Origin of the sequence: Streptomyces sp. NPDC048521, assembly GCF_043199855.1 — a bacterium.
Classification (GTDB): Bacteria; Actinomycetota; Actinomycetes; order Streptomycetales; family Streptomycetaceae; genus Streptomyces.
Window position 1 is genome coordinate 193,742 of the sequence record NZ_JBICWR010000015.1, and the last position, 26,635, is coordinate 220,376.

The 26,635-nt window shown below is 71.0% G+C and carries 31 protein-coding genes; 22 read left to right on the plus strand and 9 right to left on the minus strand.

The features are described 5' to 3' along the window. Position 1: 1 nt before the first annotated feature. From ACGFRF_RS30400 to ACGFRF_RS30460, 13 genes are all read left to right on the plus strand, one after another. On the plus strand, positions 2–937 hold the full coding sequence (locus ACGFRF_RS30400; protein ID WP_393745383.1) for a carbohydrate ABC transporter permease: 936 nt from the start codon (positions 2–4) through the stop codon (positions 935–937). Then, entirely contained in the window at positions 937–1,803 is an 867-nt protein-coding gene (locus ACGFRF_RS30405; protein WP_393745385.1) for a carbohydrate ABC transporter permease, read from the plus strand. Before ACGFRF_RS30400 ends, ACGFRF_RS30405 begins: the two co-directional genes overlap by 1 nt. Further along, entirely contained in the window at positions 1,800–3,863 is a 2,064-nt protein-coding gene (locus ACGFRF_RS30410) for an alpha-galactosidase (protein ID WP_393745387.1), read from the plus strand. The genes ACGFRF_RS30405 and ACGFRF_RS30410 overlap by 4 nt, the downstream gene beginning before the upstream one ends. 55 nt (positions 3,864–3,918) lie before the next feature. Continuing rightward, positions 3,919–4,692 carry an SDR family NAD(P)-dependent oxidoreductase gene (locus tag ACGFRF_RS30415; RefSeq protein ID WP_393745389.1) on the plus strand — a complete coding sequence of 258 codons (774 nt, stop codon included), beginning with the start codon at positions 3,919–3,921 and terminating at the stop codon, positions 4,690–4,692. 43 nt (positions 4,693–4,735) lie between these two features. Then, complete coding sequence (locus tag ACGFRF_RS30420; protein WP_393745391.1) at positions 4,736–5,473, plus strand: FadR/GntR family transcriptional regulator; 738 nt, start codon at positions 4,736–4,738, stop codon at positions 5,471–5,473. Further along, on the plus strand, positions 5,470–6,615 hold the full coding sequence (gene dgoD / locus ACGFRF_RS30425; protein WP_393745393.1) for a galactonate dehydratase: 1,146 nt from the start codon (positions 5,470–5,472) through the stop codon (positions 6,613–6,615). The genes ACGFRF_RS30420 and dgoD overlap by 4 nt, the downstream gene beginning before the upstream one ends. Next, positions 6,612–7,400 (plus strand): hypothetical protein, encoded by a 789-nt coding sequence (locus ACGFRF_RS30430; protein WP_393745395.1) that lies wholly within the window; start codon positions 6,612–6,614, stop codon positions 7,398–7,400. Before dgoD ends, ACGFRF_RS30430 begins: the two co-directional genes overlap by 4 nt. A gap of 101 nt (positions 7,401–7,501) precedes the next feature. Continuing rightward, complete coding sequence (locus tag ACGFRF_RS30435; RefSeq protein ID WP_393745397.1) at positions 7,502–8,134, plus strand: bifunctional 4-hydroxy-2-oxoglutarate aldolase/2-dehydro-3-deoxy-phosphogluconate aldolase; 633 nt, start codon at positions 7,502–7,504, stop codon at positions 8,132–8,134. After that, a complete protein-coding gene (locus ACGFRF_RS30440; RefSeq protein WP_393745399.1) occupies positions 8,131–8,991 on the plus strand; it encodes an SMP-30/gluconolactonase/LRE family protein in 861 nt (286 codons plus the stop codon). Before ACGFRF_RS30435 ends, ACGFRF_RS30440 begins: the two co-directional genes overlap by 4 nt. Then, complete coding sequence (locus ACGFRF_RS30445) at positions 8,988–9,959, plus strand: sugar kinase (RefSeq protein ID WP_393745401.1); 972 nt, start codon at positions 8,988–8,990, stop codon at positions 9,957–9,959. Before ACGFRF_RS30440 ends, ACGFRF_RS30445 begins: the two co-directional genes overlap by 4 nt. Positions 9,960–10,048: 89 nt before the next feature. Further along, positions 10,049–10,288 (plus strand): hypothetical protein, encoded by a 240-nt coding sequence (locus ACGFRF_RS30450; protein ID WP_393745403.1) that lies wholly within the window; start codon positions 10,049–10,051, stop codon positions 10,286–10,288. Next, complete coding sequence (locus tag ACGFRF_RS30455; protein WP_393745405.1) at positions 10,288–10,665, plus strand: fic family toxin-antitoxin system, toxin component; 378 nt, start codon at positions 10,288–10,290, stop codon at positions 10,663–10,665. Before ACGFRF_RS30450 ends, ACGFRF_RS30455 begins: the two co-directional genes overlap by 1 nt. 157 nt (positions 10,666–10,822) lie before the next feature. Further along, on the plus strand, positions 10,823–11,770 hold the full coding sequence (locus ACGFRF_RS30460; RefSeq protein WP_393745407.1) for an alpha/beta fold hydrolase: 948 nt from the start codon (positions 10,823–10,825) through the stop codon (positions 11,768–11,770). 296 nt (positions 11,771–12,066) lie between these two features. On the opposite strand, the gene ACGFRF_RS30465 is transcribed toward ACGFRF_RS30460, so the two are convergent. From ACGFRF_RS30465 to sigJ, 3 genes are all read right to left on the minus strand, one after another. Continuing rightward, positions 12,067–12,378 (minus strand): ArsR/SmtB family transcription factor, encoded by a 312-nt coding sequence (locus ACGFRF_RS30465; RefSeq protein WP_393745409.1) that lies wholly within the window; start codon positions 12,376–12,378, stop codon positions 12,067–12,069. Between the two features lie 273 nt (positions 12,379–12,651). Then, complete coding sequence (locus ACGFRF_RS30470; RefSeq protein ID WP_393745411.1) at positions 12,652–13,224, minus strand: dihydrofolate reductase family protein; 573 nt, start codon at positions 13,222–13,224, stop codon at positions 12,652–12,654. A gap of 186 nt (positions 13,225–13,410) precedes the next feature. Continuing rightward, positions 13,411–14,352 (minus strand): RNA polymerase sigma factor SigJ, encoded by a 942-nt coding sequence (gene sigJ, locus ACGFRF_RS30475; RefSeq protein WP_393745413.1) that lies wholly within the window; start codon positions 14,350–14,352, stop codon positions 13,411–13,413. 144 nt (positions 14,353–14,496) lie between these two features. Here sigJ and wrbA point away from each other — a divergent pair, with 144 nt between their 5' ends. Beyond that, positions 14,497–15,099 carry an NAD(P)H:quinone oxidoreductase gene (gene wrbA / locus ACGFRF_RS30480; protein ID WP_393745415.1) on the plus strand — a complete coding sequence of 201 codons (603 nt, stop codon included), beginning with the start codon at positions 14,497–14,499 and terminating at the stop codon, positions 15,097–15,099. A gap of 181 nt (positions 15,100–15,280) precedes the next feature. Here the strand turns inward: wrbA and ACGFRF_RS30485 are convergent, their stop codons facing one another. Together ACGFRF_RS30485 and ACGFRF_RS30490 are read right to left on the minus strand one after the other, a co-directional pair. Continuing rightward, complete coding sequence (locus tag ACGFRF_RS30485) at positions 15,281–16,096, minus strand: SAM-dependent methyltransferase (RefSeq protein ID WP_393745417.1); 816 nt, start codon at positions 16,094–16,096, stop codon at positions 15,281–15,283. 251 nt (positions 16,097–16,347) lie between these two features. After that, positions 16,348–16,563: a hypothetical protein gene (locus ACGFRF_RS30490; RefSeq protein ID WP_393745419.1), complete on the minus strand. Its 216-nt coding sequence runs from the start codon at positions 16,561–16,563 to the stop codon at positions 16,348–16,350. Between the two features lie 338 nt (positions 16,564–16,901). On the opposite strand from ACGFRF_RS30490, the gene ACGFRF_RS30495 reads away from it, so the two are divergent. After that, positions 16,902–17,501 (plus strand): DUF6058 family natural product biosynthesis protein, encoded by a 600-nt coding sequence (locus tag ACGFRF_RS30495; RefSeq protein WP_393745488.1) that lies wholly within the window; start codon positions 16,902–16,904, stop codon positions 17,499–17,501. 415 nt (positions 17,502–17,916) lie between these two features. Next, complete coding sequence (locus ACGFRF_RS30500; RefSeq protein WP_393745421.1) at positions 17,917–18,189, plus strand: hypothetical protein; 273 nt, start codon at positions 17,917–17,919, stop codon at positions 18,187–18,189. 217 nt (positions 18,190–18,406) lie between these two features. Here ACGFRF_RS30500 and ACGFRF_RS30505 read toward each other — a convergent pair whose 3' ends face one another. Next, positions 18,407–19,000, minus strand: coding sequence for an SMI1/KNR4 family protein (locus ACGFRF_RS30505; RefSeq protein WP_393745423.1), 594 nt, complete (start codon positions 18,998–19,000; stop codon positions 18,407–18,409). A 219-nt stretch (positions 19,001–19,219) separates the two neighbouring features. Between ACGFRF_RS30505 and ACGFRF_RS30510 the strand changes: the two genes are divergently transcribed. From ACGFRF_RS30510 to ACGFRF_RS30520, 3 genes are all read left to right on the plus strand, one after another. Further along, positions 19,220–19,519, plus strand: a complete 300-nt coding sequence (locus ACGFRF_RS30510) for a putative quinol monooxygenase (protein WP_393745425.1) — start codon at positions 19,220–19,222, stop codon at positions 19,517–19,519. Between the two features lie 330 nt (positions 19,520–19,849). Next, positions 19,850–20,608, plus strand: coding sequence for a class I SAM-dependent methyltransferase (locus tag ACGFRF_RS30515; protein WP_393745427.1), 759 nt, complete (start codon positions 19,850–19,852; stop codon positions 20,606–20,608). A 258-nt stretch (positions 20,609–20,866) separates the two neighbouring features. Continuing rightward, a complete protein-coding gene (locus tag ACGFRF_RS30520) occupies positions 20,867–21,415 on the plus strand; it encodes a DUF1062 domain-containing protein (protein ID WP_393745429.1) in 549 nt (182 codons plus the stop codon). Positions 21,416–21,647: 232 nt separating this feature from the next. Here the strand turns inward: ACGFRF_RS30520 and ACGFRF_RS30525 are convergent, their stop codons facing one another. Next, positions 21,648–22,211, minus strand: coding sequence for an ester cyclase (locus tag ACGFRF_RS30525; protein WP_393745490.1), 564 nt, complete (start codon positions 22,209–22,211; stop codon positions 21,648–21,650). Between the two features lie 84 nt (positions 22,212–22,295). Here ACGFRF_RS30525 and ACGFRF_RS30530 point away from each other — a divergent pair, with 84 nt between their 5' ends. Then, complete coding sequence (locus tag ACGFRF_RS30530; protein WP_393745431.1) at positions 22,296–22,919, plus strand: TetR/AcrR family transcriptional regulator; 624 nt, start codon at positions 22,296–22,298, stop codon at positions 22,917–22,919. A 273-nt stretch (positions 22,920–23,192) separates the two neighbouring features. Here ACGFRF_RS30530 and ACGFRF_RS30535 read toward each other — a convergent pair whose 3' ends face one another. Next, positions 23,193–23,924, minus strand: coding sequence for a hypothetical protein (locus ACGFRF_RS30535; RefSeq protein WP_393745433.1), 732 nt, complete (start codon positions 23,922–23,924; stop codon positions 23,193–23,195). 572 nt (positions 23,925–24,496) lie between these two features. After that, the gene (locus ACGFRF_RS30540) at positions 24,497–24,928 is read right to left on the minus strand and encodes an ASCH domain-containing protein (protein ID WP_393745435.1); all 432 of its coding nucleotides are present in this window, start codon (positions 24,926–24,928) and stop codon (positions 24,497–24,499) included. A gap of 546 nt (positions 24,929–25,474) precedes the next feature. On the opposite strand from ACGFRF_RS30540, the gene ACGFRF_RS30545 reads away from it, so the two are divergent. Beyond that, a complete protein-coding gene (locus ACGFRF_RS30545; protein ID WP_393745437.1) occupies positions 25,475–26,278 on the plus strand; it encodes a GNAT family N-acetyltransferase in 804 nt (267 codons plus the stop codon). 33 nt (positions 26,279–26,311) lie between these two features. Then, positions 26,312–26,542, plus strand: a complete 231-nt coding sequence (locus ACGFRF_RS30550; RefSeq protein WP_393745439.1) for a hypothetical protein — start codon at positions 26,312–26,314, stop codon at positions 26,540–26,542. Positions 26,543–26,635 lie beyond the last annotated feature (93 nt).

Genomic DNA, 26,635 nt, shown 5'->3' on the forward strand with positions numbered 1-26,635 from the left:
CATGGCCGTTCTCACCGCCCCCGCCCACACGTCCCCGGCCCGGCCCGCGCCCCGCCGCAGGCGGGCCCGGGGCCCCCGCCGCACACCCCCGCTGGTGCTCGCCTTCGTCCTCGTCCCGCTGCTCGCCGAGGCCCTGTGGGTGTTCTGGCCCGCCGTGCAGGGCTTCTACCTGGCCCTCACCCGCTGGGACGGCGTCTCCGCCCCCCAGTTCGTCGGGCTGGACAACTTCCGGGAGATGGCCCACGACGACGTCTTCCGCAGCGCGGCCGGCCACACCGTGCTGTGGCTCGTCCTGTTCGGCGGCCTGTCCGCCGTCCTCGGTCTGGCCGCCGCGCTGCTGCTCCAGCAGGAGCGGCGCGGCGTCGGCTTCTACCGGGCCGCCCTGTTCCTGCCCGTCGTCTTCTCCCTGGTCGCCACGGCCCTCGTCTGGCAGGCGATCTACCAGCCCGACGGCGTCCTCAACCGGCTCCTGGAGTCGGTCGGCCTCGACAGCCTGCGCCACGCCTGGCTCGCCGACCAGGACACCGCCCTGTACGCGGTGATCGTGCCCGCGCTGTGGCGGCAGATCGGCTACGTGATGGTGCTCTACCTCGCCGGCCTCAAGGGCATCGACCCCGCGCTGTACGAGGCGGCCAAGGTCGACGGCGCCGGCGCCTGGCAGCGCTTCCGCCACGTCACCCTGCCCCAGCTGCGCAGCGTCAACGCGGTCGTCCTGTCCGTCATCGTCATCGACTCGCTGCGCTCCTTCGACGTCGTGTGGTCGCTGACCCGCGGCGGCCCCTACCACTCGTCCGAGCTGCTCAGCACCTACATGTACTCCACCGCCTTCCAGTCCCTGCGCCTGGGCTACGGCTCCGCCCTGGCCGTCGTCATCTTCGTGCTGGCCTTCGGTGTCATCGCCTCCTACCTGATCCGCGCGTTCCGGGAGGCCGACTGATGTCCGCCACCTCCGCCACGACCGCCACGCCGGCGGTGCCGCGCCGCAAGCGGGCCGCGACCGCCGGGTTCCACCTGGGTGCCGGCGCCCTGGCCGTCCTGTGGCTGCTGCCCATCGCGCTGGTCCTGGTGACCAGCCTGCGCTCCTTCGACGACATCGCCGCACACGGCCTGGGCAGCCGACCGCACTCCTTCACCCTGGACAACTTCCGCCAGGCCTGGGTCGACGGCGGCCAGCAGCGCGCGCTGATCAACAGCCTGCTCGTCACCGTGCCGTGCGTCCTGCTCACCCTCGCCCTCGCCGCCATGGCCGCGTTCGCCCTCAGCCGCTACGACGTCCCCTTCCGCCGCGCGCTGCTGCTGCTCATGCTCGGCGGCAACCTGCTCCCTCCGCAGATCCTGCTCATCCCGGTGTCCAAGCTCAGCGAACTGATGGGCGTCTACGACACCCTGCCCGCCCTCATCGGCGTGCAGACCGGTTTCGGCGTCGGCTTCTACGTCTTCGTCCTGCACGGCTTCATGCGCGCGATACCGGCGGAGATCCAGCAGGCGGCCGTGGTCGACGGCGCCGGACCGTGGCAGGTCTTCTGGCGGATCATCCTGCCGCTGACCCGGCCCGCCCTGGCCGCCCTCAGCGCCCTGTCCTTCACCTGGATCTTCAACGATCTGCTCTGGGCGATCACCGTGCTGCGCAGCGACACCAAGATGCCGATCACCGCCGCCCTCATCGGACTCCAGGGACAGTACGTGTCGATGTGGAACGTCGTCGCCGCCGGCTCCGTCATCGCCGCCGCCCCGACCGTGGCCGTCTTCCTGCGGTTCCAGCGGCACTTCGTGGCCGGCCTCAACCTGGGAGCGGTGAAATGACGCCCTACCCGCGCTGGACCCTGCGCACGGAGAACACCAGCTACACCGTGCGCCTGTCGCCGGACGGCCCGTGGGCCGAACTCGACGCCTGGGGCCCGCTCGGCGTCGAGACCGGACCCTCCGCCCTGGACTGGTCGCACCGCACCCACTTCATCACGCCCGCCGACGCCGCCCCCGCCGAGTACCTGCCCTACGGGCTACGGCCGTTCACCGGCAGTGACCTCGTGGCGGCCCGGCCGGGCGGCGAGCGCGGCCTGTGGTGGGAGTACGCCGGGGCCGAGGAGGGCGAGGGCACCCTGCGCCTCGCCTTCCACGACGCCATGGCGGGCCTGCGGACCGTGCTCTGCTACGAGACCGTGCCCGGCACCGACGTGATCCTGCGCTGGACCGAGTTCACCGCGCACACCGAACTCCGCCTGGAGCGACTCGACTCGGCCGCCGTGAACGTCCCCGTCACGGACGTCGCCCGGCTGACCTACCTCACCGGCCAGTGGTCCCAGGAGTTCCAGAAGACGCAACTCGACCTGCCCCGGGGCACGTTCACCATCGGCAGCGTCCAGGCCGTGCCCGGGCACGCGTACGCGCCCTGGCTCGCGGTGCAGGACGGCCACGCGCCCGCCGCCTACGGCATCGCCCTCGCCTGGCCGGGCAACTGGCACATCACGGCCGAGGCCCAACCCGGCGGCGCCGTGCGGATACGCGCCGGACGGGTCCCGCACGAGGGCGCCGTACGCCTGGCACCCGGCGACACCCTCACCACCCCGCGGCTCGCCTGCGCGTTCAGCCCGGACGGCCTCGACGGGCTCGCCCGGGTCTGGCACCGCTACGAACGCCGGCTCGCCGGCGAGCGGCTGCACCGCCCGCGCAAGGTGCTCTACAACTCCTGGGAGGCGACCGGCTTCGACGTCGACGCGGCCGGACAGCTGGAGCTGGCCGAGGCCGCCGCCGGTATCGGGGCCGAACTGTTCGTCGTGGACGACGGCTGGTTCACCGGCCGAGGCGACGACACCGGCGGACTGGGCGACTGGTACCCGGACCCGGCGGCCTTCCCGCAGGGCTTCGACCGGTTCGTCGAGGACGTCCGCGCCCTCGGCCTCGACTTCGGCCTCTGGGTGGAGCCCGAGTCCGTCAGCCCCGCCAGCCGCCTGTACGCCGAGCACCCCGAGTGGGTCTACCGGATCGACGGCCGCCCCGCCCGGCTGGTCCGCAACCAGCTGCTGCTCGACCTCGGCCGCGAGGACGTCCAGGACTTCGTGATCGGCACCCTGGACCGGCTCCTTCGCACCTACGACATCGGCTACCTGAAGTGGGACATGAACCGGCCGCCCACCGAACGCGGCCGCCCCGGAGCCGGCCCCGCCGACCTGGACGCCGAGCACGTCGCCGGGTACCTGCGCGTCCTCGACCACCTGCGCACGGCCCACCCCCACGTCACCGTCGAGGGCTGCGCGGGCGGCGGCGGACGGATCGAGCACGCCACCCTCGCGCGCACCGACGTCGCCTGGCCCAGCGACAACACCGCCCCGCTGGACCGGTTGTCCATCCAGCACGGCTTCCTGCACGCCCACGCCCCGCACGTCATGAGTTCCTGGGTCACCGACGCCCCCGGCGTCTTCGACCCGCGCCCGCGCAGCCTCGCCTTCCGCTTCGTCAACGCCCTGTGCGGCGTCCTCGGCATCGGCGCCGACCTGCGCGCCTGGAGCCCGGAGCAGCGGGCCGAGGCCGCCGGGTGGATCGCCCGCTACAAGGAGGTCCGCGACATCGTCCACCACGGCGAGGCCCGGCTCCTCGGCACCCCCGACGACACCACCTGCGGCGTGCAGTACGACCACGGCGACCGCACGGTGGTCGCCGCGCTGAGCACCGGCCGCCTCGACGGCGCCCCGCTCGTACCCGGGCGCCCCGACCGGCTTCGGCTGCGGGGCCTGGACCCGGCGGCGCTCTACCGCGACGAGCAGACCGGGACGACGTACGCCGGAGCCCATCTGCTGCACCACGGGCTGCCGTTCGCCTGGAGCGCCGCCCACGACGCCGAACTGGTCGTGCTGACCCGGCGGTGAGGCACATATGTTTCCAGCACGGCCCGCCCCGCACCCGAAGGAGTCGAACCCCACGATGGAGCAGCCAGCACCACGGCCCGGCGCCCGCTTCACCGGCCGCACGGCCCTGATCACCGGAGCGGCCTCCGGCATCGGTGCCGCCACGGCCGTACGCCTCGCCGCGGAGGGAGCCGCCGTCGTGCTCGCCGACATCGCCGAGGAACGCGGAGCGGCCCTGGCCGAGCGGATCACCGAGGACGGCGGCAGCGCCAAATTCGTGGCCGCCGACGTCGCCGCCGAGGGCGACTGGGCCCGGCTCGTCGCCGCCGCGCACACCTACGGGCCGGTGGACGTCCTGGTCAGCAACGCCTACACCGTCGACGTCACACCCGCGCACCGGATGACCCTCGCCTCCTGGCAGCGGCAGCTCGACGTCGACCTCACCGGCAGCTTCCTCGGCTTCCGCGCGGTCCTGCCCGACCTGCGCGAGCGCCACGGATCAGTGGTCCTCACCTCCTCCGTCCACGCCCACAAGGGCATCCCCGGACACCCCGCCTACGCCGCCGCCAAGGGCGCCCTGCTCTCCCTGTGCGGCCAGCTCGCCGTCGAGTACGGTCCCGAGGTACGCGTCAACGCCGTCGTGCCGGGCCCCATCCTGACCGCGGCCTGGGACAGGGTGCCCGAGGAGGACCGGGAGCGCAGCGTCGCCGAGACGGCGGCCCGCCGCTTCGGCACCCCCGAGGAGGTGGCCGCGGCCATCGCCTTCCTCGCCGCTGACGAGGCCTCCTACATCACCGGGACGAGCCTCGTCGTGGACGGCGGCTGGAGCGTCGTCAAGGCCTCCGCATGACCGCGCCGACCGCACACCGGACGAAGCAGAAAGGCTGTACGACATGACCCCCTACGCCCGCCGCGGCGTGCACGGCCAGACCGTGGAAGCCCTCGCGCGCCGCATCCTCGGCGGCGACATCCCCGAGGGGGCCACGCTCGACCTGGTGGCGCTGCAGAGCGAGCTGGACGTGAGCCTCACCGCCCTGCGCGAGTCACTGAAGGTGCTCGCCGCCAAGGGGATGGTCGACGCCCGCCAGAAGCGCGGCACCTTCGTGCGCTCCCGCGCCCACTGGAACCTGCTCGACGCCGACGTGCTGCGCTGGCAGTTCGAGGGCGGCAGCACCACCGAGTCCGACCGGGCGCTGCTGCGCAACCTCGCCGAGGTCCGCGCCATCATCGAACCGGCCGCCGTCCGCCTCGCCGCCGAGCGGCGCACCGACGCCGACCTCGCCGCCCTCGACGGCGCCCTGACGGCGATGGGCGAGGAGGACGCCGGGGCCGCCCACGCGGTCGACGCCGACCTCGCCTTCCACCGCGCGCTGCTCGCCGCCACCCACAACGAACTCCTCGAACGCATGGAGATGGTCATCGAGTCCGGCCTGGCCCACCGCGACCGCATCGTGCACAGCTCCCCGCACAGCGAGGACCCGGTACCCGCCCACCGTGCCGTCCTGGACGCCGTACGCGACCAGGACGCGCAGGCCGCCGAGGCCGCCATGCGGGCCCTGCTCGAGCAGGCCGGCCGCGACCTGGACCGGATCGGCGGTCCCGACGAGACGGAAGGCTCCCGCCCGCAGTGAAGATCACCCGCATCGAAACCTTCCTGGTCCCGCCCCGCTGGCTGTTCTGCCGCGTCGAGACCGACGACGGCGTGGCCGGCTGGGGCGAACCCGTGGTCGAAGGGCGCGCCGAGGCCGTCCGCGCCGCCGTCGACGTCCTCGCCGAGTACCTCGTCGGCCAGGACCCGCTGCGCATCCAGGACCACTGGCAGGTACTCACCAAGGGCGGCTTCTACCGCGGCGGCCCCGTCCTGTCCAGCGCCGTCGCCGGCCTCGACCAGGCCCTGTGGGACATCGCCGGCAAGACCTATGGCGCTCCCGTGCACGCCCTGCTGGGCGGCCCCGTGCGCGACCGGGTCCGGGTCTACGCCTGGGTCGGCGGCGACGAGCCCGCCGAACTCACCGAGCAGATCGCCGCCCAGGTGGAGGCCGGCTTCACCGCGGTCAAGATGAACGCGGCCGGAGCCACCTCACCGGTCGCCACGGCCGCCGAGACCGCGGCGGTCGTCGCCCGCGTGGCCGCCGCCCGCGACATCCTCGGCCCCGACCGCGATGTCGCCGTCGACTTCCACGGCCGCTTCACCGCCGCCACCTCCCGCCGGGTCCTGACCGAACTGGCCCCGCTGCACCCGCTGTTCGTGGAGGAACCCGTCCTCCCCGAGCACAGCCACCTGCTGCCGGGCCTCGTCACCGCCAGCTCCGTACCGCTGGCCACCGGCGAACGCCTCTACGGACGCGCCGAGTTCCTGCCCGCCCTCGCCGCCGGAGTCGCCGTCGCCCAGCCCGACCTCTCGCACGCCGGCGGCATATCCGAGGTCCACCGCATCGCCTCGCTCGCCGAGACCTACGGCGCCCTGCTCGCCCCGCACTGCCCGCTCGGCCCGATCGCCCTGGCCGCCAGCCTCCAGGTCGCCTTCGCCACCCCCAACTTCCTGATCCAGGAACAGAGCCGGGGCATCCACTACAACAAGGACGCCGACCTGCTCTCCTACCTGGTCGACCCCGAGCCGTTCCGCTTCGTCGACGGACACGCGCTCCGCGGCGACACCCCCGGCCTGGGCATCACGGTCGACGAGGCCGCCGTACGCGCCGCCGACCGCACCGGCCACACCTGGCGCAACCCGGTGTGGCGGCACGCCGACGGCTCCTTCGCGGAGTGGTGACCGTGCCCCTCGACATCCGCACCGACCCCGCCCACGGCGGCCGTTGGACCTCCCTGCGCGCGGGCTCACGGGAGTGGCTGTGGCGGCGCGACGACCCCCGGCGCGCGCACGTGACACCGGGTGACGCCTTCGTCGACGCCGGCGGCCTCGAGGAGTGCGTGCCGACCGTCCGCGGCACACCGGACCACGGCGAGGCGTGGTCACGGCCCTGGACGGACGACGGCAACGGCAGCCAGAGCGTGCGCTGCGAGCGGTTCGCGCTGACCCGGACCATCCGCCCCACCGCCGACGGCGCCGAGGCCGACTACGTCCTCACCGCCGACCCCGGCCACCGCTTCGTCTGGGCGGCGCACGCCCTGCTCGACCTCTCCGAGCGGGCGACCCTGCGCCTGCGCGAAGGAGCGCGCACCCGCCTCTACCCCGACCCGCACCCCTGCGTGGAGGGCAGCTGGCCCGCACCCCGCGGCGTCCGGCTGGACCGCCTGGGACCGGACGACGGCACCGCGGTCGGAGCGGTCGTCGACACCGCCCGCGCCTGTGTGCACGACGACGAGGACCGGCTGGCCCTGACCGTGGAGGCCGACGGACAGCCGCTGTCGATCGCCCTGTGGCGCAACCTCGGCGGCTTCCCCGCCCACCACCCCTACCGCAGCATCGGGGTCGAGCCGATGCTCGGCCGCGTCTTCGACCTCACCGAGGCCGCCCCCGGCGACACGGCCGTCGTCCCCGCATCCGGCGAGGCACGCTGGCGACTGACACTGACGGCGGGCTGTGCCTGCCGCTGACGCTGCGGGTGCCGGTGGGCGGGTGCCTCGCCGCGGACCCTGACCGACGGCTGTGCCCCCCTGACCTCCGCCGAACCCGAGTGGATTGGAACCCCTGCTCCATGGACCTGCGAGCGGCCCTGACCGCCCACCGCCTCGTCGCCATCGTGCGCGGCGACGACCCCGACGCGGCGCTGCGCACCGTGCTGACCCTCGCCGAGGAGGGCATGGAACTCATCGAGGTGTCGCTCACCGGCAAGGACGCCCTGACCGTCATCGCGCGGGCCCGGCAGGCCCTCGGCCCCGCCCGCCCCCTCGGCGCCGGGACCGTGCTGACCGCCGACGACGCCCGGGCCGCCCGCCGGGCGGGCGCGGACTTCGCCGTCACCCCCGCACTGGGCGAGGGCGTCGGCGCCGCGATCGAGGCGGGCATGCCGGTCCTGGCGGGAGTGATGACCCCGACCGACATCGTGGCCGCACGCGGCCTCGGCGCGGCCGCGCTGAAGATCTTCCCGGCCGCCGAGGCCGGCGGCCCCGCCTACCTCAAGGCCCTGCGCGGCCCCTTCCCGGACGAGCCGTTCGTGCCCGTGGGCGGGGTCGACGAGGCCGCCGCCCGCGCCTATCTGGCCGCCGGGGCGAGCGCGGTCGGTGTCGGCTCCCCCCTCGTCGGTGACGCCGCCGACGGCGGAAGCATCACCGGCCTGCGCGCCCGCGCCCGCGCCTTCCGCGCCGTCGCCGAGGAGTTCACGCCGTGATCGAGACCCTCCGCCCCGACCGGCTGGAACTCGGCGAGGGCATCCGCTGGACCGGCGACGGCATCGTGCTCGTCGACATCCTCACGGGCAGGCTGCTCGCCGCTCCCGATGAGCCCACCGCGCCCCTGCGCCAACTGGCGCGGCTGCCCGTTCCGTTGGGCGCGGTGGCCCCTGTGGCCGGCCGGCCCGGCACCTGGATCGCCGCCGCGGGGACCGGGATCTGCCTGCTCGCTCCCGACGGGTCCACCACATGGCTGGCCCGGCCCGAGGCGGACGCCGCACGGCCCATGCGCATGAACGACGCGACCGCCGACCCGGCCGGCCGGTTCTGGGCGGGCAGCATGGCCTGCACCGAGGGCGAGGGCGCCGGTGCGCTCTACCGGGTCGACCACGACGGCACGGTGACCCGTGTGCTGGACGGCATCACCGTGCCGAACGGGCCCGCGTTCACGCCTGACGGCACCGCCCTGTACCTCGCCGACAGCGCCCGGGGAGTCGTCCGCCGCCACGAGGTCGACCCGGCCACCGGTGCACTCGGCGCGGCGCAGACCTTCGTCACCGTGGCCGACGGCAGCCCCGACGGCATGACGGTCGACCTCGAGGGCGGCGTGTGGATCGCGGTGTGGGGCACCGGCACCGTACGCCGCTACCTGCCGGACGGCACACTGCACCGCACCCTGAGGCTGCCCGCGCGCCGGCCCGCCGGAGTGTGCCTGCAAGAGGACGTCCTGCACATCACCTCGGCCCGCGTGGGCCTCACCGACCCCACCCCCGACGACGGCGCCCTGTTCACCGTAGGCGTCGACGTCCCGGGTCCACCGGCGGCCCCCTACCGTCCGGCGGGGGAGGCCGTATGACGAGCGTGTGGCGTCCGGTCGACGGGCCCGTGGTGTGTGTCGGGGAGACGATGGCCGCCCTGGCCCCCACACCGCCCCGGCCGCTCGACAGCGCCGAGGACCTGCGGCTGTCGGTGGCCGGAGCGGAATCGAACGTGGCGATGTACCTGGCCGACCTGGGCCGCCCGGTGTCCTGGCTGTCGGCGCTCGGCGACGACGCGTTCGGCCGGCGGGTGCGCGCCGCGGTCGCCGCGACGGGCGTCGACGTCACCGGCGTACGCACCGACCCCGACCGACCGACCGGTCTGCTCGTGAAGGACCCGGGCCCCGCCCGCACCCGCGTCCACTACTACCGGACCGGCTCGGCGGCCTCCGCCCTCGGCCCCGACACCCTGGACGACGAACGGCTGCGGACGGCGTCCCTGGTCCATCTCACCGGCGTGACCCCGGCGCTGTCCGCCTCCTGCCGGAGCCTGGTGGAACGCGCCCTCGGCACTCCGGCGGACGCACGACCGTACGCCGTCAGCTTCGACGTCAACCACCGTCCCGCGCTCTGGCGCGACGGCGCGGCGGCCACCGTGCTGCGCGACCTCGCCGACCGCGCCGACATCGCTTTCGTCGGCCTGGACGAGGCACAGGACCTGTGGGGTGCGGACCTCGAAGCGGCCGACGTACGGCGGCTGTTGAGCCGTCCGCGGATCCTCGTCGTCAAGGACGGCGCCCGGTCCGCCACCGCCTTCGGTGACGAGGCGGCGTGCACGGTACCGGCCCTGCGCACGGACGTCGTGGAACCCGTCGGCGCGGGCGACGCCTTCGCGGCCGGGTTCCTCGCCGGACTGCTGGACGGCGGGGACCTGCGGCGCGCCCTGCGGCTCGGTCACATCACCGCGTCCTGCGCGCTCAAGGCGACCGCGGACCACGGCCCGCTGCCCGACCCGGACACGATCGAACGCCTCCTGGCACTCGACGACGAGGCCTGGGTTCTTTGAGGCGTAGGCCGGGCCACTCGTCGGTGCGGCCGACGAGTGGCCCGCCTCCTCCACCCCCGCCGTCTGGTAACAGCTGTTACCATGGGGGGATGGCGAAGACACAGCTGGGCGCGCGCGTGGACAACGAGATCAAGGAACTGGCCGAGGCACGCGCCAGGGACCGTGGCCTGAGCCTCGGCGACTACATCGCCGTCCTCGTACGGGAGGACACCAGTGGCCTGAGGCAGCGCGGCCTGGATGCCGCGCGGCGCTTCCTCGACGACCACCAGGCAGTCTTCGACGAGGCCGAAGAGGCGGACCGCCGCTCCACGGAGGCGCACGCCGCCTGATGGACCTCTACATCGACGTCCCCTGGATCCTGCAGGTCGCCGAGATCGCCGGAGCGGGGGATCCCGCCCCCGAGGACTACGGGGTGCCCGTGGCGGCAGTCGCCTGTCACCGGGCCGAACTGCTCGAGACACCCGTCTACGACGGGCCCTATGCCCGGGCCGCCGCCCTGGTGCACATCCTCGGCCGCTGCCGCTGGCTCGAGCACTCCAACCTCGCGGTGGCCGCGGCGACGGGCGTGATGTACCTGGAGGCCTCCGGCATCTCGGTCAAACCCACCCGCGACGACGCCATAGCCCTGCGCGATCTCCTCCGGGACCCCGGCTGCACCGCCAAGAGGATCGCTGCCCTGCTGCGGACCTGGCCCCAGGCCACCTGAACCGCGCACCGCTACGACCGATACCTGGACGAGGAGCCGGACGGTGGCCGGCCGGCTGCCTGTGCGACGAACGGGGCACGCCCGTGGCGGGCCCGGGCCCGGCCGCCGCCGTACGAAGATCACGGCGCGTACGCTCACGTACATGGTGGAGCATCGCATGGTTGACGTGAACGGCGTTCGGCTGCACATCGCGGAGCAAGGCCACGGCCCCCTGGTGGTGCTCCTGCACGGCTTCCCCGAGTCGTGGCTCTCCTGGCGGCACCAGTTCGGCCCCCTGGCCGACGCGGGCTTCCGGGTGGTCGCCCCCGACCAGCGTGGATACGGACGCAGCGACCGTCCCGACGCCGTCGACGCGTACAGCATCTTCCACCTGGTCGGCGATGTCGTCGCACTGGTCCGGGCCCTGGGCGAGGACCAGGCGTACGTCGTCGGGCACGACTGGGGCGCGCCGGTCGCCTGGCACACCGCCTTGCTGCGACCGGACATGGTGCTCGGCGTGGCCGGCCTGAGCGTGCCGCCGCCCTTCCGGGGGACGGAGCCTCCGCTGGCCGCGATGGACAAGAGGTTCGGTGGCCGCTTCTACTGGAACTACTTCGACCGCTCCGGCGTCGCCGACGCCGAGTTCGCGAAGGACACGCGCACCGCACTACGGAAGTTCTTCTACTGGGCTTCCGGTGACGCTCCGGACGCCGGCGAGGGCAAGCAGCCACTGGTCGACCCCGAGCGCGGCTGGCTCGCGACCATGCCGGACCCCGAGGAACTGCCGGAATGGTTCACCGAGGACCATCTCGACGCCCTCACCGAGAGTTTCTCCCATGGCTTCACCGGGGCGCTCAACTGGTACCGCAACCTCGACCGCAACTGGGAACTGACCGCTCCGTGGCAAGGCGCCGTCGTCACCTCGCCCGCCCTGTACATCTACGGTGACCGCGACGTCGTCCCGGCCTTCCCCGGCACACCCGAACTCATCGAGCAACTCCCCGACCTGATGCCCCACCTGTGGCGCGAACCCCTCGCACTGGCGGGCTGCGGCCACTGGACCCAGCAGGAACGCCCGGACGAGGTGAACGCGGCCCTCATCGATTTCCTCAGGTCCTGTCCCTGAGCCTTGCCTGTTCGACGCCGACGTCATCGCCGACTGACGCGCGACATGGGTCCTTGGGCGTCCGTGATCCCGGTGCGGCTGCCTGCCCGGTGTCCCGTCCGGACGCGAACGTGCCACGCACAGGGCAGGGGTGCCGAGGCTGGGCACGACCGGTGCCCCGCCTGGGGCCGGACGCATGATCCAGCCGATACGGCATCACGCCCCGCGCGGACTGCCGAAGGTTCCACCTTCCTGGCCTTCGGCGGCATGGCGCAGCCCTCCCGGGCCATCGCCGCCCTGACAACCGGGACGACGCCTCAGTCCGCAGCGACAACGGCCTGGATCAGGCCCGGGAATCTGCGGTCCAAGTCCTCCTTGCGGAGGCGCATGTACAGCCCGTTCCCGGCGTCGCGCTGATACACCAAGCCCGCTTCGCGCAGCACGCGCCAGTGACGGGTGCGACTGGACTTGCTCACCGGCAGGTCGAAGGAAGCGCACAGCCGCTCTTCGTCCGGCCGCTCGGCGAGCTCAGCCACGACCCGACGCCGGTTCCCGTCGGCAAGCGCCAAGAGGATGGGTCCCACCTCCAGCTCCTCGGCGCGAGGGTGCGCCAACTCTCCTGCGGCCATCACTCCACCTCTCGACAAGGTACGCGTCGTTGCGTACCTTGCTCGTAGGTACGCAACCAGGCGTACCTTACCGCTGCTGGGGGTACCGTGTCTGCACCTGCATCGCCGCACCGCCGAGTTCTGTCGCGTATCCGCTTGTCACTGCTCAGGCTCCTGCTCAGCGACCACCCACCCTTCATGACCCTCTGACCCGGGCGGGACGGCCACGCCTGCGACTGCCGTGCGGCGGTGGGGGCGTGGCCGCCGCCGGCGGAGGGTGGTGCGGGTGCCTCGTCAGTGGATGACGTCGAAGACGTTCTTCTGGAGACCGTTGGCGTACACCTCGTGCTCGGCCGGCTTCAGCTTCTGGGTGTCCTTGTCCGTGGCGCTGAACAGGCGTTTGCCCGCGCCGAGCAGAAGCGGGAAGACGAGCAGGTGGTAACGGTCGATCAGGCCGGCGTCCGAGAGGCTGTGGTTCAGGGCGATGCTGCCGTGAACGATGATCGGGCCGCCCTCGGTCTCCTTCAGTGCGGCGACCTCGTCGGTGGAGCGCAGGATCGTGGTCTCGCCCCAGTTCGACACCAGGTCGTCGTCGGTGAGGGTGGTGGAGACGACGTACTTCGGCATCACCTTGTAGCCGGCGAAATCCCCCATATCCGGCCATACCGGGCTGAATGCCTGGTAGCTGACCCTGCCCATCAGCATCGCGGTGGCTTCCTCCTGCTCGCGGCCCTTGATGGCGAAGGCCTCGGGGAGGAAGTCGACGTGCTTGAAGGTCCATCCGGAGTTCCGGTAACCGGGTTCACCGCCTGGGGCTTCCATGACGCCGTCGAGTGAGACGAAGGCGGTGCTGATCAAGGTGCGCATCTACGGTTCCTCGCTGTCTCGTGCCTGGTTGCAAAGGTTCAGCCGGCGCCGGGCGCGGGCCACTCTCGCGGTCGTCGCGCATCGGTCATGAGGTCTGACCGCGGACCGCGGTGAAACTCATCGGCCGTCGCGCGCCCTTTTCGGGGCGGTCAGGAGCCCGCCATCCCACCACACACCACAGGCTTGTCAGTTCGTTGTCCAGGGGCGGAGCTTGTCAGGGTTGAGTACGGCCCAGATGTGGTTGATGTGGTTGCCGGTGATGTGGAAGGCCATGACGGACACGGTGATGCCGTCGCGTTGGGCCACCAGGCCCGGCTGCCCGTTGACCGTGGTCTCCACGAGCGTCATGCCGGGCGCTGCGGCGGGCCGGTCGGCGAAGAAACGTGCGACGTCTTCGGCGCCCTCGACCGGGCGGAGCGCGGCGGTCACGAGTCCGCCGCCGTCGCCGGTCGCGGTGGCGTCGGGGGCCAGCAGGCCGATGAGGGCGTCGATGTCCTTGGCTTCCCAGGCCTGCTTGAAGGCACTGACGATGCCCGCGCGCTGGGCTGTGGAGGCCGCGTCGGGCTGCGACGTGCGGATGCGACGGCGCGCGGAGGAGGCGAGTTGACGGCATGCCGCGGGGCTTCGCCCGACGATGTCGGCCACTTCGGTGAAGGGGTAACGGAAGACGTCGTGGAGGATGAACGCGACCCGTTCGGCCGGGGTCATCGCTTCCAGGACGACGAGGAAGGCCATGTTGACCGACTCGTCCAGGGTGACCCGGTCGGCCGGGTCGACGGTGCCGGCGCTCGGCCGCCCGCTGATCCACTCCGTGTGGTCGGGCAGCGGCTCAGGGATCCACTCACCGACGTAGCGCTCCCGTCTGGCGCGCGCCGAGCCGAGCTGGTCGAGGCAGATGCGGCTGGCGACGGTGGTCAGCCAGGCGCCGGGGGAGTCGATGGCCTGCTGCTGTTGCGGGGTGAGGGCGTACCAGCGGGTGTAGGTCTCCTGTACGACGTCCTCGGCGTCGGCCAGGGAGCCCAGCAGCCGGTAGGCGAGGTTGGTCAGCTGACGCCGCTCGCTCATGATCGCCTGCAGGCCTGGATCGGGCCGGCCGTGTCCCGGCTCGGGCTCGGACGGGTTGGTCATGGTGTCACCGGCTCCCTAGGACGTTCGGTCTCACCTTTCTACGACGAGTCGCCGCCTCGAAGTGTGAGGTCGGCCGCATCGCCTCACATCTTGCCGGGCTGTCTCGTCGTACTGATCGGACCTGCACAGGAAAGGGAATCGATCATGGAATCCGTCAACGTAGCGATCATCTACTACAGCTCCACCGGTACCATCCACGCCCTGGCCAAGGCCGCCGCCGAGGGGGCGGAGAAGGCCGGCGCCACCGTGCGGCTGCGCAAGGTCGCCGAGACGGCCCCGCCGGAGGCGATCAACGCCAACCCGGCGTGGGCGCAGCACGTGCAGGAGAGCGCGGACGTCGAGGAGGTCGTCCACGACGATCTGGCCTGGGCCGACGCGGTGCTGTTCGGCACTCCGACCCGTTACGGCAATCCGGCCAGCCAGCTCAGGGCGTTCATCGACACCACCGGTCCCCTGTGGTTCCAGGGCAAGCTCGCGGACAAGGTGTACTCGGCGTTCACCGCCTCCAACACCGCCCACGGCGGCCGGGAGTCGACGATCCTGGCGCTGAGCAACACCTTCTACCACTGGGGCGGCATCATCGTCCCGCCCGGCTACACCGACCCGATCCAGTTCCAGACGGGCACCCCCTACGGCACCTCCACCGGGGCGGGCACGCCGAGCGAGGAGGTTCTGCAGGCGATCGGTTACCAGGCCCGGCGCGTCGCGGAGACCGCGGCGGCGCTGAAGGCAGGCCGCGCCGCCTGATCAGGAGCGGAACCCCGGCCGGCTCGCCTGTCGCGGAGCATGCGGGGTCACGGAACCAAGCTCCCGGCACCGGCACCGGCACCGGCACCGGCACCGGCACCGGCGTGTATGGCGCGGATCGCTCAGCTCCGCCTCACCCGAGGCGGAGCTGAGCGGGGTGCGGGCCGGCGTGCTTGCCGCGTCAGGGCTTGCGGGCGAGTCCGCCGTGTTCGGCGATGACGTCCGGGGCGGGTGTACCGGGCTCCGGACGCCACTGCGTGACCGGGACGACGCCGGGATCGATGAGTTCCACCCCGTCGAAGTACGCGGTGATCTCTTCCACGGTGCGCAGGTTGTACGCGACGGCGCCGCTGGTGTTGTAGGCGTCCTGGGCTTGTTCGAAGACCGGGTCGATACCGCGCGAGCCGTCGTTGACGGAGAGGTAGCTGCCCGCCGGCAGGGCGTCCATCAGCTGGGTCACGATGGAGCGGGCCTGGGCGTAGTCGGCGACGTGACCGAGGATGTTGCTGAGGATGAGTGCGGTGGGCCGGGCGAGGTCCAGTGTCTCTGCGGCGGCCGCCAGGATGCGGTCGGGGTCGGCGATGGTGGCGTCGATGTAGGCGGTGGCGCCCTGGGGGGAGGAGTAGAGCAGGGCGCGGGCGTGGGCCAGGACCATGGGGTCGTTGTCGACGTAGACGATCCGTGCCTCGGGCGCGAGCCGTTGGGCGACCTCGTGGGTGTTCTCGGCGGTCGGCAGGCCGGTGCCGATGTCCAGGAACTGCCGGATGCCCGCCTCGTCGACCAGATAGGTGATGGTGCGGCGCAGGAACGCGCGGCTGCTGCGGGCGATGGTGACGATGCCGGGGAAGACGGCGGTGTAGGCGTCGCCGGCCTCCTCGTCGACGGGGTAGTTGTCCTTGCCGCCGAGCCAGTAGTTCCAGATGCGGGCGGAGTGCGGAACCGAGGTGTCGATGGTCTGGTGCGTCGCTGGTCCGGGCGTCGTCGCGGGGTCGGTCATGAGTCGTGTCCGTCTTTCGTCCGGGGCGTGGATCATTCACCGCACAACCTACGTCCGAACACTCGTCTGACGCCCGCCTGTTGACGACGACGCCGGTGAACCCGAGCTGAGCACCTGACGCCTCAGCGAGCCGTGGCCACGAGTGTGGCCTTCGGCATCGACGGCTCCAGCAGAGCCAGTGGCCGTTCGGCACCTCACCACGCCTCACAGGACGTGATCACCGACGATCGATCCACCTTCTGCGGCACCCTTCAGCCGGCTTCACGCTCCAGGACACGGCGCGCCGCTTCGGCCTCCGCGGCCGACGGGGACAGCTCGTCGAGGGTGTCGAGCTCGTCATCCGCTTCCAGCTCACGTTCCCAGGCCGCAGCGAGCCGCTCCTGTTCCTCGCGCGGCTTGGCGCCGATGGCGTTGCGGTGATCGGGGTCCAGGGCCGCCAGGAATCGTCCGACCGGGTCCGTCGGCATACGGGTGCTCCTTGTCGCCGGGAAGGGTGCCCATCCCGGCCCAGCATGGCCAACCGATCACGCGCCGACAGCCCGACACGACCCCAGACCACCCGGATGGACCCAGGTCACCGGCATGACCCCACGCCACCGGGACGGTGTGACCTCAGGCCATTGCGAAGTCTTCGATGACGAAGGACCGGCTGAGCCGGTATGGACATGTGCCCGCGCCCCGCTGACCGGGTGTCTTGGGCGCTTTGCGTCATTCGATGGTTCGGTGAGTGCCGAACCATCCGGCCGGTAGCGTGCGGAATCCTGTGCGGGAGACCCCCGCGCTGGTGACGCCGGAGGACTACCCGATGTCGGAGACACCCCTGAAGCAGCAGCTGGCCGAGCGGTTCCGCGAGGTCAACGGCGACCATCCGATGACCGATGCCGACGATGCGTACGTCAGCGCACAGTTCATCGACCTGGAGGAACTGTGCGCGGTCCATGGCGTCGACAGCGACGCGGTCCGCCGGATGATGCTGGGGCGGCGTCTGCCGCTTCCGGGATATCTGCGCTCCGATGGTGCCGAGATGGTGCCGGCCGATCTGTTCGCTCTTGCCGACGAAGCGGGTGGCACGGACCAGCTCGAAGCGTGGTTCACCGCTCACTGGACCGACCCGGTCACCGGGAAGGCGGAGTGGAATGCGTATCTCAGCGGACAGTACGTGTGCCTGCACTCAGTGACCCCGGCCACCATCCAGCGCAAGGATTACCTGACGACCGCGATCGGTGCCGCAGCAAAGGAGCCGGCGGCCGGTTCAGCGCTGTGGGCGGAGCGGCTGCACGCTCTGATCGATGAACTCGACGCACTGGAACCGGCGTTCACCGCCTATGACCGTCTCCGGTTCGGCGGGCCCACGTCCCGGGACACCTGCATCGATGCGATGCGCGCCCGCTTCCCGCGGCCGTGACCTGACGCCACGGCCGATGGCCGGCATCGGTTGCGGCCGTTCAGCCGCGCGGGCTTCGGGACGTTCGACCAGGTGGCGACCGCCCTTCACCACCACGCCCCAACAGGTTCTGCCCAGGTCGGCGAGCGTCGCCGGTCCAGGCCCCGAACCTCCGAGCTGCGCTCCTGGCTTCGGCACGACCAAGGTGACGATCACGGTCGCTTGCCCTATGCTGCGGCTTGCACATCCGGGGGGCGGCTGGCCGTCATGACGACCAGCACTGTGACACGTGCGCATCACCCACGCCATCTCAACTCGTGCTTCAGCATGCCACCAGGCGTCCGCCTGGGCGTGACTGCTGCCCGAGGCTGCCCGCAAGGGTCCGGATCGGCGCGTTTCCCGGATCCCACACAGTCATCGGAAGGCAGAGAACGTCATGGCAGAACGGCAGTACCTCGGTCAGGGCACCAACACCTCTTGGGAGAAGTTCTGGTACGTCCTGGGTTGCATCTACTTCGGTGCCGCCTACTTCCAGAAGGTCCCGGTGAAGAAGGCACTGAGCGAGTACGGGCTGGTCGAGATGACCGGGGCCGAGAAGTTCTGGTACGTCGTCCAGTGCATATTCTTCGGCGCCGGCTACTTCGCGAAGGTCACCATCAAGAAGGCGCTGTCCGAGGTCCAGAACTCAGGCGGAGTCCCCAGGGTCTGACGACGCCAGGGCGGCACACAGACAACGCGGGCCGCGGCCCGGATCGCGACGAGCGCTCCGGGCCCGCGCCACGTCGTCCGTGCCTGAACGTCGTCTGTGTTCATGGGTTCATGCGTACCTGCGGCGCTGCTGCGTCGAGACGCCCCCGGTGGGGTTACCCCGTATTTCGCTGAGCGTGCTGCTCCGGCGTTCCCACGAGCCTGGACACCGACGGCGGTCAGCCCCAGATCAGTTCCCCGTCGGGACTGACATAGGGGTCGTCGAACCTGGGCGGGTCGGTCATCCGGCCGGTCGTCAGCACATCGGCGACCGCCTCCAGGTCGGCGCCGAGCGACGGCCATGCATGGTCCCCGAAGTATCCGGGGCCGTCGTGCGGAACGGAACCGAAGCGGCCCTGGCCGGGGCCGGGGCGCATGTCGATGACATCCAGGTCCCCCTGGAAGATGGTGACGGGGACCCACCGGCGGTGCCAGTGCACCTCGCCGGCGATCACCCCCCACGGTTCCTCGCCCTCGTCCATGTCGTCCATGACCCCGTTCCACAACTCCCACTGCCCGACCACCGCCTCGACCGACAAAAGGTCCGCGAGGGGGGGTAGCACAGCGGAGTCCGGGTCGGAGCCGTTGTGGCAGGCCAGTGAGGCGGCGAGGTCGGCGGGCAGCTGCATCCCCAGCACCTGCTCGGCGGCGGCCAGAGCGGCGGGCTCCGCCGGTGGGCGCAGCCGGGCCAGACTGGCCGGGGCATGGGCGGCCAACCAGGCATCGATACGCGCCCAGGACTCGGCAACGGGGGCGGCGGCACTATCGGTCACGCGGACATTGTCCGCACCCGTCCGCCGGCGCGGGCAACCAGGGCACGTCACCGATCGGGCCGCCGGGTTGCCAGGGTGACGGATGAGCGCCTCCACGGCGCGGGGGTCAGAGGCGGCCACTTGGGGCCGGACCGACGTTCATTGAGTTTGCGGGCTGCTGATGGCAGGGTGCTGCCGCGGGCGGGGACCCGGCCTCGTCCGAGGAGAGAGAAGGCCTGCATGACCTACGGCTGCTTGGCATCGATGAAGACCCGACCTGGTTGCCGCGACGAAGTCGTCTCCATTCTGCTGAGCGCCGTCGACGGCCTTCGTGAGGCAGGGTGCGACGTCTACATCGTGGGCCTGGCCGACGAGGATGACACGACGATCTGGGTGACCGAGGTCTGGAAGACCAAGGCTCATCACGATGCTTCGCTGGAACTGCCCGAGGCGAAGGCGGCCATCGGCAAGGCCATGCCGATGCTGACCGGGGAGTTCACCAAGCGGGAAGTGTCGGTGGCGGGCGGCCTCGGACTCTGACGACCACGGTGGAGACGGTGTTCTTGCTGATCAGCCTTTTCGGGAACGGTGTCTGCGATCCCGCGCCTGCGCGGGTGGGCGCGGAAGACACCGTTCGCCCTGTAGCGCCGCTGGAAAACCCGTCGAAATAGTCTGCTGAGCGCGGCTCGAGATGGTCCTTTCCTGCCCCCCGGGGGTGCTCGGGCGGACGCGGAGTCGGGTCTGGAGTGGGTGGCCCCCCGGTCTCGTCCGAGGCCCGCAGCAGCCCACTGCAGCCGTCGGGAAGCATTGTCTGACCTGGTCTTTCATCCCCCTCGTTCCTATGATCGATCCTGGTTGAAAGGGGGCCCGGTGGACCGGACCGTACGCACCGTCGAGGACGTCCTCGCACTCTTGGACGGGCTGTTCGCATCTGAATCCGAGGCCGGCCGCTTGGCGACCGGTGACGGCAAGGACTTCTGGGACCGCTTCTACGCCGACCGGTCAAGTCCGGTCCCGTTCTTCGTGGCGAAGCCGGACGAGAACCTGGCCGCCTACCTCGACCAGGACCTGATCGCTCCCGGCCGAGCCCTGGACCTGGGATGCGGGGCAGGCCGCAATGCCCTGTACCTCGCCTCACATGGCTTCGAGGTGGACGCCGTCGACCTCTCCCCGGTGGCCCTCGCCTGGGCCGAGGACCGGGCGCGCGAGGTCGGAGTCGATGTCCGCTTCCTGCGGGGTGACGCTTTCGCCCTCTCCGCCACCGAGTTGAGCGGCCCGTACGATCTGGTCGTCGACTCGGGATGCTTCCACCACGTGCCGCCGCACCGGCGCGTCAGCTACCTGGCACTCCTCGACCGCGTCCTGGCTCCCGGCGGCCATCTCGCGCTCACCTGCTTCGCCGCCGGCGAGGGGGGAATGGGGTCGGAGCTCGCCGACGCCGAGCTGTACCGTACACGCGAGTTGCAGGGCGGTCTCGCTTACACGTCCGAATCGCTGCGCTGGATCTTCTCTGACCTGGTAGAGGTCGAACTGCGCCGTATGCGGGAGGAGTCGCCCGACTCAGCGCTCTTCGGGGTGACGTGGCTGTGGACCGCGTTGTTCCGCCGGGATGTGGCACCTTGCGGGTGAGGTGGTCGGCGCCGTCGAGAGAACGCCGCGCTAGCCAGTCGGACCGCGCGCGGGGGCGAACGTTGTCGATGCGGCACTGGAAAACCAGTGGAGCAGCGGCGCTGTGGGCCACTACCGTGCTGGCGAACCAAGTCGTCTAGTCAAGGACGTGCCGTTGTACACCCTGTGAGACCTCCCGAGCGATGAATCGTCGCGCGTCGCGCATGTGCGCCGCGCTCCTTTTTGCTGCGGATTTCTCACTGAAACCGGTGTACTTCTGTGCTCGAAAACTGGGTGGTCATGCCCACCTGCCTGCCGACCGTCCTCCGCCGTTGCCACGCGTGCGCGTCCCAGCGCTTCCGGGCAAGCGGTAAATTCCGCGTCAACGCACACCACAAGCGCATCGACGCCTGGCTCCTCGTGCTCTGTACCGCTTGCGGGGAAACCGCGAAGGTCACGTTCCTGGAGCGGACGAATGTGCGCTCCGTGCGACCTGAGCTGCTGGACCGACTGCATGACAACGACCTGGGCCTGACAGCTGAGCTGCTCCAGGATCCTGTCGTGCGCCGCCGTAATCGCATCGCCCTCGACTGGGACAACGCCTGGCGCCTCGACACCGGCGGATCGGATCACCTGGAACGCGAGGTGCTCGACGTCTCGGTCCGCTTTGCGGCGCGGATCCCTGTCCGGCCGGTGCGACTGATCGCTGAAGGTTGCGGTCTTTCCCGGGCCGAGGTCGAGAGACTGATCACGGAGGGGAAAGTCGTTTCGGCAGTCCGGCTGAGCGGCAAGCTCTCCGGCGACTTCACCTTCACGCTCAAGCGCTGAGCCCTCCTCGCGACGAGGGGCCTGTCCGGCAAGGTTCGCCGGACAGGCCCTACGTGGACCTTCGTGGCCAGTGGCAAGTGACCAGAGCTCCTCGGGACCGGCCGAGCGCGTGACCGCCTGGTGCGCCGAGTTCCTGCCGCGGAACACGGGCGTGAACGGCGTGTGCCGATGCCCGGGACCGCGTTCAGCGTGCCGTCGTGCGGGGGCCGCCTGTCGAAGCGGCCCTGGCCGGTCACACCGTCTGGCGGCCGACCGTGGCGGCTGCCTGCGCCGCTCGTGCGGTGATCTCCCGCGCCGCCCGCTCGGCGCGTCCCGTCACCTTCCAGGCCAGCATGCGCAGTCCCGCGCTGGGAGTGGGGGGAAAGACGCTCAGCTGCCCCAGCATCGTGATGTCGTCGCGGACCGCCTCGTGGTGCACCACCTTGTTCTCCGCCAGGGTCAGCACATGTATCTGCTCGAAGTCGATCTGTCGCCCCGTGGGAGGGATCGCCTGGTCCAGCTCACCGTTGCGGTAGCGGACGAAGGGACCGGTGTGCCGGCCCTGCATCATGAGTCGCACCCAGACCTGGTTGTCGTTGTGGGCGACACCGAGTACGGAGAAGTGCAGATCGGCGAAGGCGGACCGCATCCAGGCACTGGAGGCGAGCACTCCGGCAGGACCGGGCAGCGCGCAGGCCGCCGGTGAGACCGCACTCTCCCGGTTGGTGAACTCTGTGCCGACGACCTCCTCGGCCAGCGCGGCATCGCCGCTTTCGAGCACCCTGAACAGTCCGTGAGCCAGTTCCGTGGGCTGCATGGGCACGGCAGCGCCTCCAATTTGAGGTAGTGATGAACCTAATCATTAGTATCAGAAGCCATGCAATGTTGTTAAGATGCGCCCATGCCGACCGCCAAACGCTCGTACAGCTCGCCCTTGCGGGAACAAGCCGCGGCGCGCACCCGAGCCCTCATCCTCGGCAGCGCGACCCGGCTCTTCGCGGAACGCGGTTACGGTCGGGTGACGGTGGCGGACATCGCGACGGTGGCCGGCGTCTCGGCCAAGACGGTCTTCGCGAGCGTGGGGAGCAAGACGGACATCCTCAACACCATCGTCGAGCAGGGCGTCGTCACGTCCGGTTACGAGGAGGCGATGCGGGAAGTCCTGGCCCTGACGTCACCTCAGGCGGTCCTTCGAGCGCTGGCGCACGGTACCCGGGTGGGCAACGAGGGCCAGTTCACCGTGCACGAGGTGATCCGTATGGCTCTGCCCGTCCATGAGAACGCGGCCGATCTGTGGGAGCGGGCCACCGGTTCCTACCGCGACGCGCTGAACCTCGCCGCGCGTCATCTGCACGCTCTGAGCCCCCCACCCGGGTGTTCGGTGGAGGAGACGGCGGCGCTGTTGTGGCTCTGGTTCGGCCCCTCCGGCTGGCATGCCCTGGTGGTCGAGCAGGGGCTGGGCTGGGACCAGGCCGAGGCTCTCCTGTGCCGCACGGCCGTGGCGACTCTGTGTCCGACGGCTTGAGCGTCGGTGCGTTGGAGTCGACGACGGTGTCTGTGGAAGGCGGTCGTCGGCGGTGTCCGGCCGGCGCGGCCGCCGCAGTGACCGTGGTCCAGGACGGCCGGATCACGGTCACCGAGGTCATCGCGGGCGTGCTCGCAGCGCTGGGCTCCAGCCCGGTCGGTCCCGGACAGCAGTGTGCCGGGCCCGGATGTCCGGGCCCGGTTTCGCGACCGACCTGTGTCGTTCGCTACGCAGGGACCGTCGAGGCCGAAGCCTCAGCGGTCACTGGTCCATTCACCAGCGCGACGAGCCGCGCTCCTTCTCCGGCGCCTCGCGGTCCGTCTTCTCCGACTTCTCCGGCTTGGTCGGGTAGTCGGGCTTGACCGGGTGCGCGGGCTTGGTGGGGTAGTCGGGCTTGACCGGGTGTACCGGCTTGGTGGGGTAGTCGGGCTTGACCGGGTGCGCGGGCTTGGTGGGGTAGTCCGGCTTGGTCGGGTAGTCCGGCTTGGTGGGGTAGTCGGGCTTGGCCGGGTGCGCGGGCTTGGTGGGGTAGTCCGGCTTGGTGGGGTAGTCGGGCTTGACCGGGTGCACGGGCTTGGTCGGGTAATCCGGCTTGGTCGGGTAGTCCGGCTTCACCGGGTAGTCCGGCTTGGTGGGGTACTCGGGCTTGACCGGGTGCACGGGCTTGGTGGGGTAGTCGGGCTTGACCGGGTGCACGGGCTTGGTCGGGTAATCCGGCTTGGTCGGGTAGTCGGGCTTGACCGGGTGCACGGGCTTGGTCGGGTAATCCGGCTTGGTCGGGTAGTCCGGCTTCACCGGGTGCACGGGCTTGGTCGGGTAGTCCGGCTTGGTGGGGTACTCGGGCTTGACCGGGTGCACCGGCTTGCCGGGGTGGAACGGATGGGCGGGCTTGTCCGGGTGAGTGGCTGACTTCGGGTACGCGGGCGTCGGGTGCGGGGTGGTGTCGTCCTGGGCGTAGGCGGTTCCCGCGTTCGCCAGCAGTGCTGCGGCAAGCGCGGACGCCATGGCGGACGACGCCAGAACAGATCGCCATCGCGGCGATGTCATCATGTACTCCACTCTCCTCGACTGGGGTCTGAGCCGTGTGACGGCGGGTCAGTACCAAGAGCTGGACAGTGGAATGAATAGGAAATCGCTTTAGCTGCGTAACGCTGCGGCGGCCATAAGCCACCGGATGGTGTAGCGCGGGACGTTAGCCCACGCGGCCGTCCAAGGACCCGCCATACAGCCGCGCGCCCCTCTGGGGTGGTCGGCCAGGTACGTACTCCGTCGTCAACCTGTGCGACGTCCGAATCGAAGCGCCGCGGGCAGTCGAGCGGCCGTCGCCCACTTCCTGCCCGAGCCGGTCCACGGGCGGGCGGTGCCCCAAGGGACCCGTGGACGCCCGCAGCGCCGCATGGCCTGGGATTCAGGAGCGCCACCGAGCCGTTGCCACGCGACAGGACAAGCCCGCCGTCCATTACGAGGCAACCGTGCTGGTCGCAGCCATCAACGAGTGGCTACGGCCAGCTGCCTTCCCAGCACCGACAGGGGCTGTACGGCTGATCCCCCCCGGACTCTCAACGAGTCGAAGCGGGTCACCGACTACCCGAGTCGTCGAGCTCGACCACTCGGAAGCGTTCCGCAACGACAAGAGTGTCGTCATCAATGGCCGGGGTGCGTCCCAGGTACTCGCTCACGCCCTCACTCCGGAAGAACTCTTCGTGGGCTGCCCGCCACTCCGCCACGTCGGAGTAACCGCGTCCCTCGGCTCGCGCGAAGTCGTCGTCGATGTCCTTCATGGGAACGACGCGCACGTCGACGAGCTCGATCGTGACGGCCGGACGACCTTCGGAATCAAGCACGGAGAATCGCTGGCCGGTCACCGGTACTGCCTCTCCGGCGTGCTTGTAGATCTCCAGGAGACCCGTGAGCGCGGTCTTGTGACCGCTGAGGATCGCCGCCACACCACGGTCACGTTCGGGACCCGGGAAGGCGAGTTCAAGGGTCGGGAGGTCGTCGTGTCCCATCGAGCGAGGGTACGAAGCCCGGCCGCGTTGATCAAGGCCCACCGCTCCACTCGCTCCGGAACCCACAGCGAGCGCTTTCACCCTAGGCCCTAGTTGCGCTTGAGTACCCCGCTCAGTCCTGCCGCCACGGCCGTGGTCAGCACCCAGCCGGCGCCGGTGAGCAGCCAGGAGCAGTACAGAGTGCACGCACCAACTCCTGTTCCGCCACCGTCCGTTCGTCGTCGGCCGGCATGGTCCCCCCCCAGCGCATCGGCAGAGCATCGGCTTTCAACCGCGGAAGCCTACCCGCCCCGGCAGGAGCGCTCACCGGCGTCCACGTGGTCAAGGATCGGTGCAGTGTAGCGGCGATGTCGGTCTCGCGTGTTGGCGGAGACGTTGGTGGCGAGGTCGCGGAGGCCGGCCGTACGTCTCGGTCGGCGTGCCGCCGATGCTCCAGCCGGTCACCGATGCCCCGGGCACCCACGCCCACGGCCGGGGCGGTCGAGCGGTTCGACGGCTGGTCAAAAGCCTTCGCGGCACCGTGGCCCGCTGGCTAACCTGCCGTCCATGACCTCACTCGCGCGGCATCGCCTGCCCCCTGCCGAAACCGGCCCGGCGCTGCGCGCGCTGTGCGAGTGGACGCCGGTCGATGCCCCGGGCGGCGGCCTCCATCCCGGAGACGTGGGGTGGCATCTGCGCTTCGACGACGCCGCCGTTCTTCTGTGGACCGATGATGTGGTGCCGGTGGCGGTCGGCTTCCTCGACGGCCCCGTGCTGCGCGTGACCACCGCGCCCGGCGCCGATCTGGGGGCGCTCGCGGCCGACGCCGAGGGGTTGCTCGAGCCCGGCAACGATTGGTCCGACGGTCTGCCTGTGCCCGGGTGGCAAGTCGAGCAGGAGGAGTCCTGGCTCGTCATGTCGTGGACCCCGCGGGCGGTGTCGAGTCGCGCCGAGCCGGTCGGTGAGGCCGGTGCGGCCGACCGGGTGCTGGTTCAGCGGTCCGCCTTCGCGGGATCCACGTTCACCGTCGAGCGCTGGCACACCATGAAGCGGTCGCCGGCGGGCGGGCTGGCCGTCGAGGCGCTCGTCCGCACGCCCGCGGGGGAGCCCGCGGCCGCGGCGACCGGATGGTTCGCGGGCGTGGGCAGGTGCGGGCTGCTCGAGCCGGTCGGCACCCATCCGGATCATCGCGGGCACGGCTACGGGCGCGATGCCGTGCTGGGCGCGTGCGCGGCTCTCGCCCACCGGGGTGCGAGCGCGGTCGCCGTCGTGACACCGTCCACCAACGACGCCGCGGTGGCGCTCTATCGATCGGCAGGGTTCACCGTCGTGCGTGAGAACCGCGATTGGGTTCGCGCTCGCCGAGCCTGAACTGCGCACCGACTCGCCGGGGTTGAGCCCGCGATGCCGACCCACGCGCAGTTCGTCCGGCTTGATCGGGCCGATGGACGTGCGCACGAGGCGCAGCACCGGGTGGCCGAGCGCATCGAACATGCGGCGCACGATGCGGTCGCGGTTCTCGTGCCGCACGGATTCACCGCCGGGGCATCACTCTTCCGGGTGTACTGGCGGCAGAAGTACGCGTATCGACTCTCAAGAAAATCTGTCGCGGTCACGGTAGACATTGGCGCGTGACAGGGCTACCGTTTCTGTTGTACCCAGGAAGTCGATGAGGGTACGGCAGAGACGAACTGCCGTACATGCAGGTCAAGCAGGACGCGGCCCCAG

Excerpts from the sequence above, each read along its gene's own strand:
- ACGFRF_RS30400 (WP_393745383.1), top strand. The coding sequence starts at position 2 with ATGGCCGTTCTCACCGCCCCCGCCCACACGTCCCCGGCCCGGCCCGCG.
- ACGFRF_RS30405 (WP_393745385.1), top strand. The coding sequence starts at position 937 with ATGTCCGCCACCTCCGCCACGACCGCCACGCCGGCGGTGCCGCGCCGC.
- ACGFRF_RS30410 (WP_393745387.1), top strand. The coding sequence starts at position 1,800 with ATGACGCCCTACCCGCGCTGGACCCTGCGCACGGAGAACACCAGCTAC.
- ACGFRF_RS30415 (WP_393745389.1), top strand. The coding sequence starts at position 3,919 with ATGGAGCAGCCAGCACCACGGCCCGGCGCCCGCTTCACCGGCCGCACG.
- ACGFRF_RS30420 (WP_393745391.1), top strand. The coding sequence starts at position 4,736 with ATGACCCCCTACGCCCGCCGCGGCGTGCACGGCCAGACCGTGGAAGCC.
- ACGFRF_RS30435 (WP_393745397.1), top strand. The coding sequence starts at position 7,502 with ATGGACCTGCGAGCGGCCCTGACCGCCCACCGCCTCGTCGCCATCGTG.
- ACGFRF_RS30445 (WP_393745401.1), top strand. The coding sequence starts at position 8,988 with ATGACGAGCGTGTGGCGTCCGGTCGACGGGCCCGTGGTGTGTGTCGGG.
- ACGFRF_RS30450 (WP_393745403.1), top strand. The coding sequence starts at position 10,049 with ATGGCGAAGACACAGCTGGGCGCGCGCGTGGACAACGAGATCAAGGAA.
- ACGFRF_RS30455 (WP_393745405.1), top strand. The coding sequence starts at position 10,288 with ATGGACCTCTACATCGACGTCCCCTGGATCCTGCAGGTCGCCGAGATC.
- ACGFRF_RS30460 (WP_393745407.1), top strand. The coding sequence starts at position 10,823 with ATGGTTGACGTGAACGGCGTTCGGCTGCACATCGCGGAGCAAGGCCAC.
- ACGFRF_RS30465 (WP_393745409.1), bottom strand. The coding sequence starts at position 12,378 with ATGGCCGCAGGAGAGTTGGCGCACCCTCGCGCCGAGGAGCTGGAGGTG.
- ACGFRF_RS30470 (WP_393745411.1), bottom strand. The coding sequence starts at position 13,224 with ATGCGCACCTTGATCAGCACCGCCTTCGTCTCACTCGACGGCGTCATG.
- sigJ (WP_393745413.1), bottom strand. The coding sequence starts at position 14,352 with ATGACCAACCCGTCCGAGCCCGAGCCGGGACACGGCCGGCCCGATCCA.
- wrbA (WP_393745415.1), top strand. The coding sequence starts at position 14,497 with ATGGAATCCGTCAACGTAGCGATCATCTACTACAGCTCCACCGGTACC.
- ACGFRF_RS30485 (WP_393745417.1), bottom strand. The coding sequence starts at position 16,096 with ATGACCGACCCCGCGACGACGCCCGGACCAGCGACGCACCAGACCATC.
- ACGFRF_RS30490 (WP_393745419.1), bottom strand. The coding sequence starts at position 16,563 with ATGCCGACGGACCCGGTCGGACGATTCCTGGCGGCCCTGGACCCCGAT.
- ACGFRF_RS30495 (WP_393745488.1), top strand. The coding sequence starts at position 16,902 with ATGTCGGAGACACCCCTGAAGCAGCAGCTGGCCGAGCGGTTCCGCGAG.
- ACGFRF_RS30500 (WP_393745421.1), top strand. The coding sequence starts at position 17,917 with ATGGCAGAACGGCAGTACCTCGGTCAGGGCACCAACACCTCTTGGGAG.
- ACGFRF_RS30510 (WP_393745425.1), top strand. The coding sequence starts at position 19,220 with ATGACCTACGGCTGCTTGGCATCGATGAAGACCCGACCTGGTTGCCGC.
- ACGFRF_RS30525 (WP_393745490.1), bottom strand. The coding sequence starts at position 22,211 with ATGCAGCCCACGGAACTGGCTCACGGACTGTTCAGGGTGCTCGAAAGC.
- ACGFRF_RS30530 (WP_393745431.1), top strand. The coding sequence starts at position 22,296 with ATGCCGACCGCCAAACGCTCGTACAGCTCGCCCTTGCGGGAACAAGCC.
- ACGFRF_RS30535 (WP_393745433.1), bottom strand. The coding sequence starts at position 23,924 with ATGGCGTCCGCGCTTGCCGCAGCACTGCTGGCGAACGCGGGAACCGCC.
- ACGFRF_RS30540 (WP_393745435.1), bottom strand. The coding sequence starts at position 24,928 with ATGGGACACGACGACCTCCCGACCCTTGAACTCGCCTTCCCGGGTCCC.
- ACGFRF_RS30545 (WP_393745437.1), top strand. The coding sequence starts at position 25,475 with ATGACCTCACTCGCGCGGCATCGCCTGCCCCCTGCCGAAACCGGCCCG.
- ACGFRF_RS30550 (WP_393745439.1), top strand. The coding sequence starts at position 26,312 with ATGCCGACCCACGCGCAGTTCGTCCGGCTTGATCGGGCCGATGGACGT.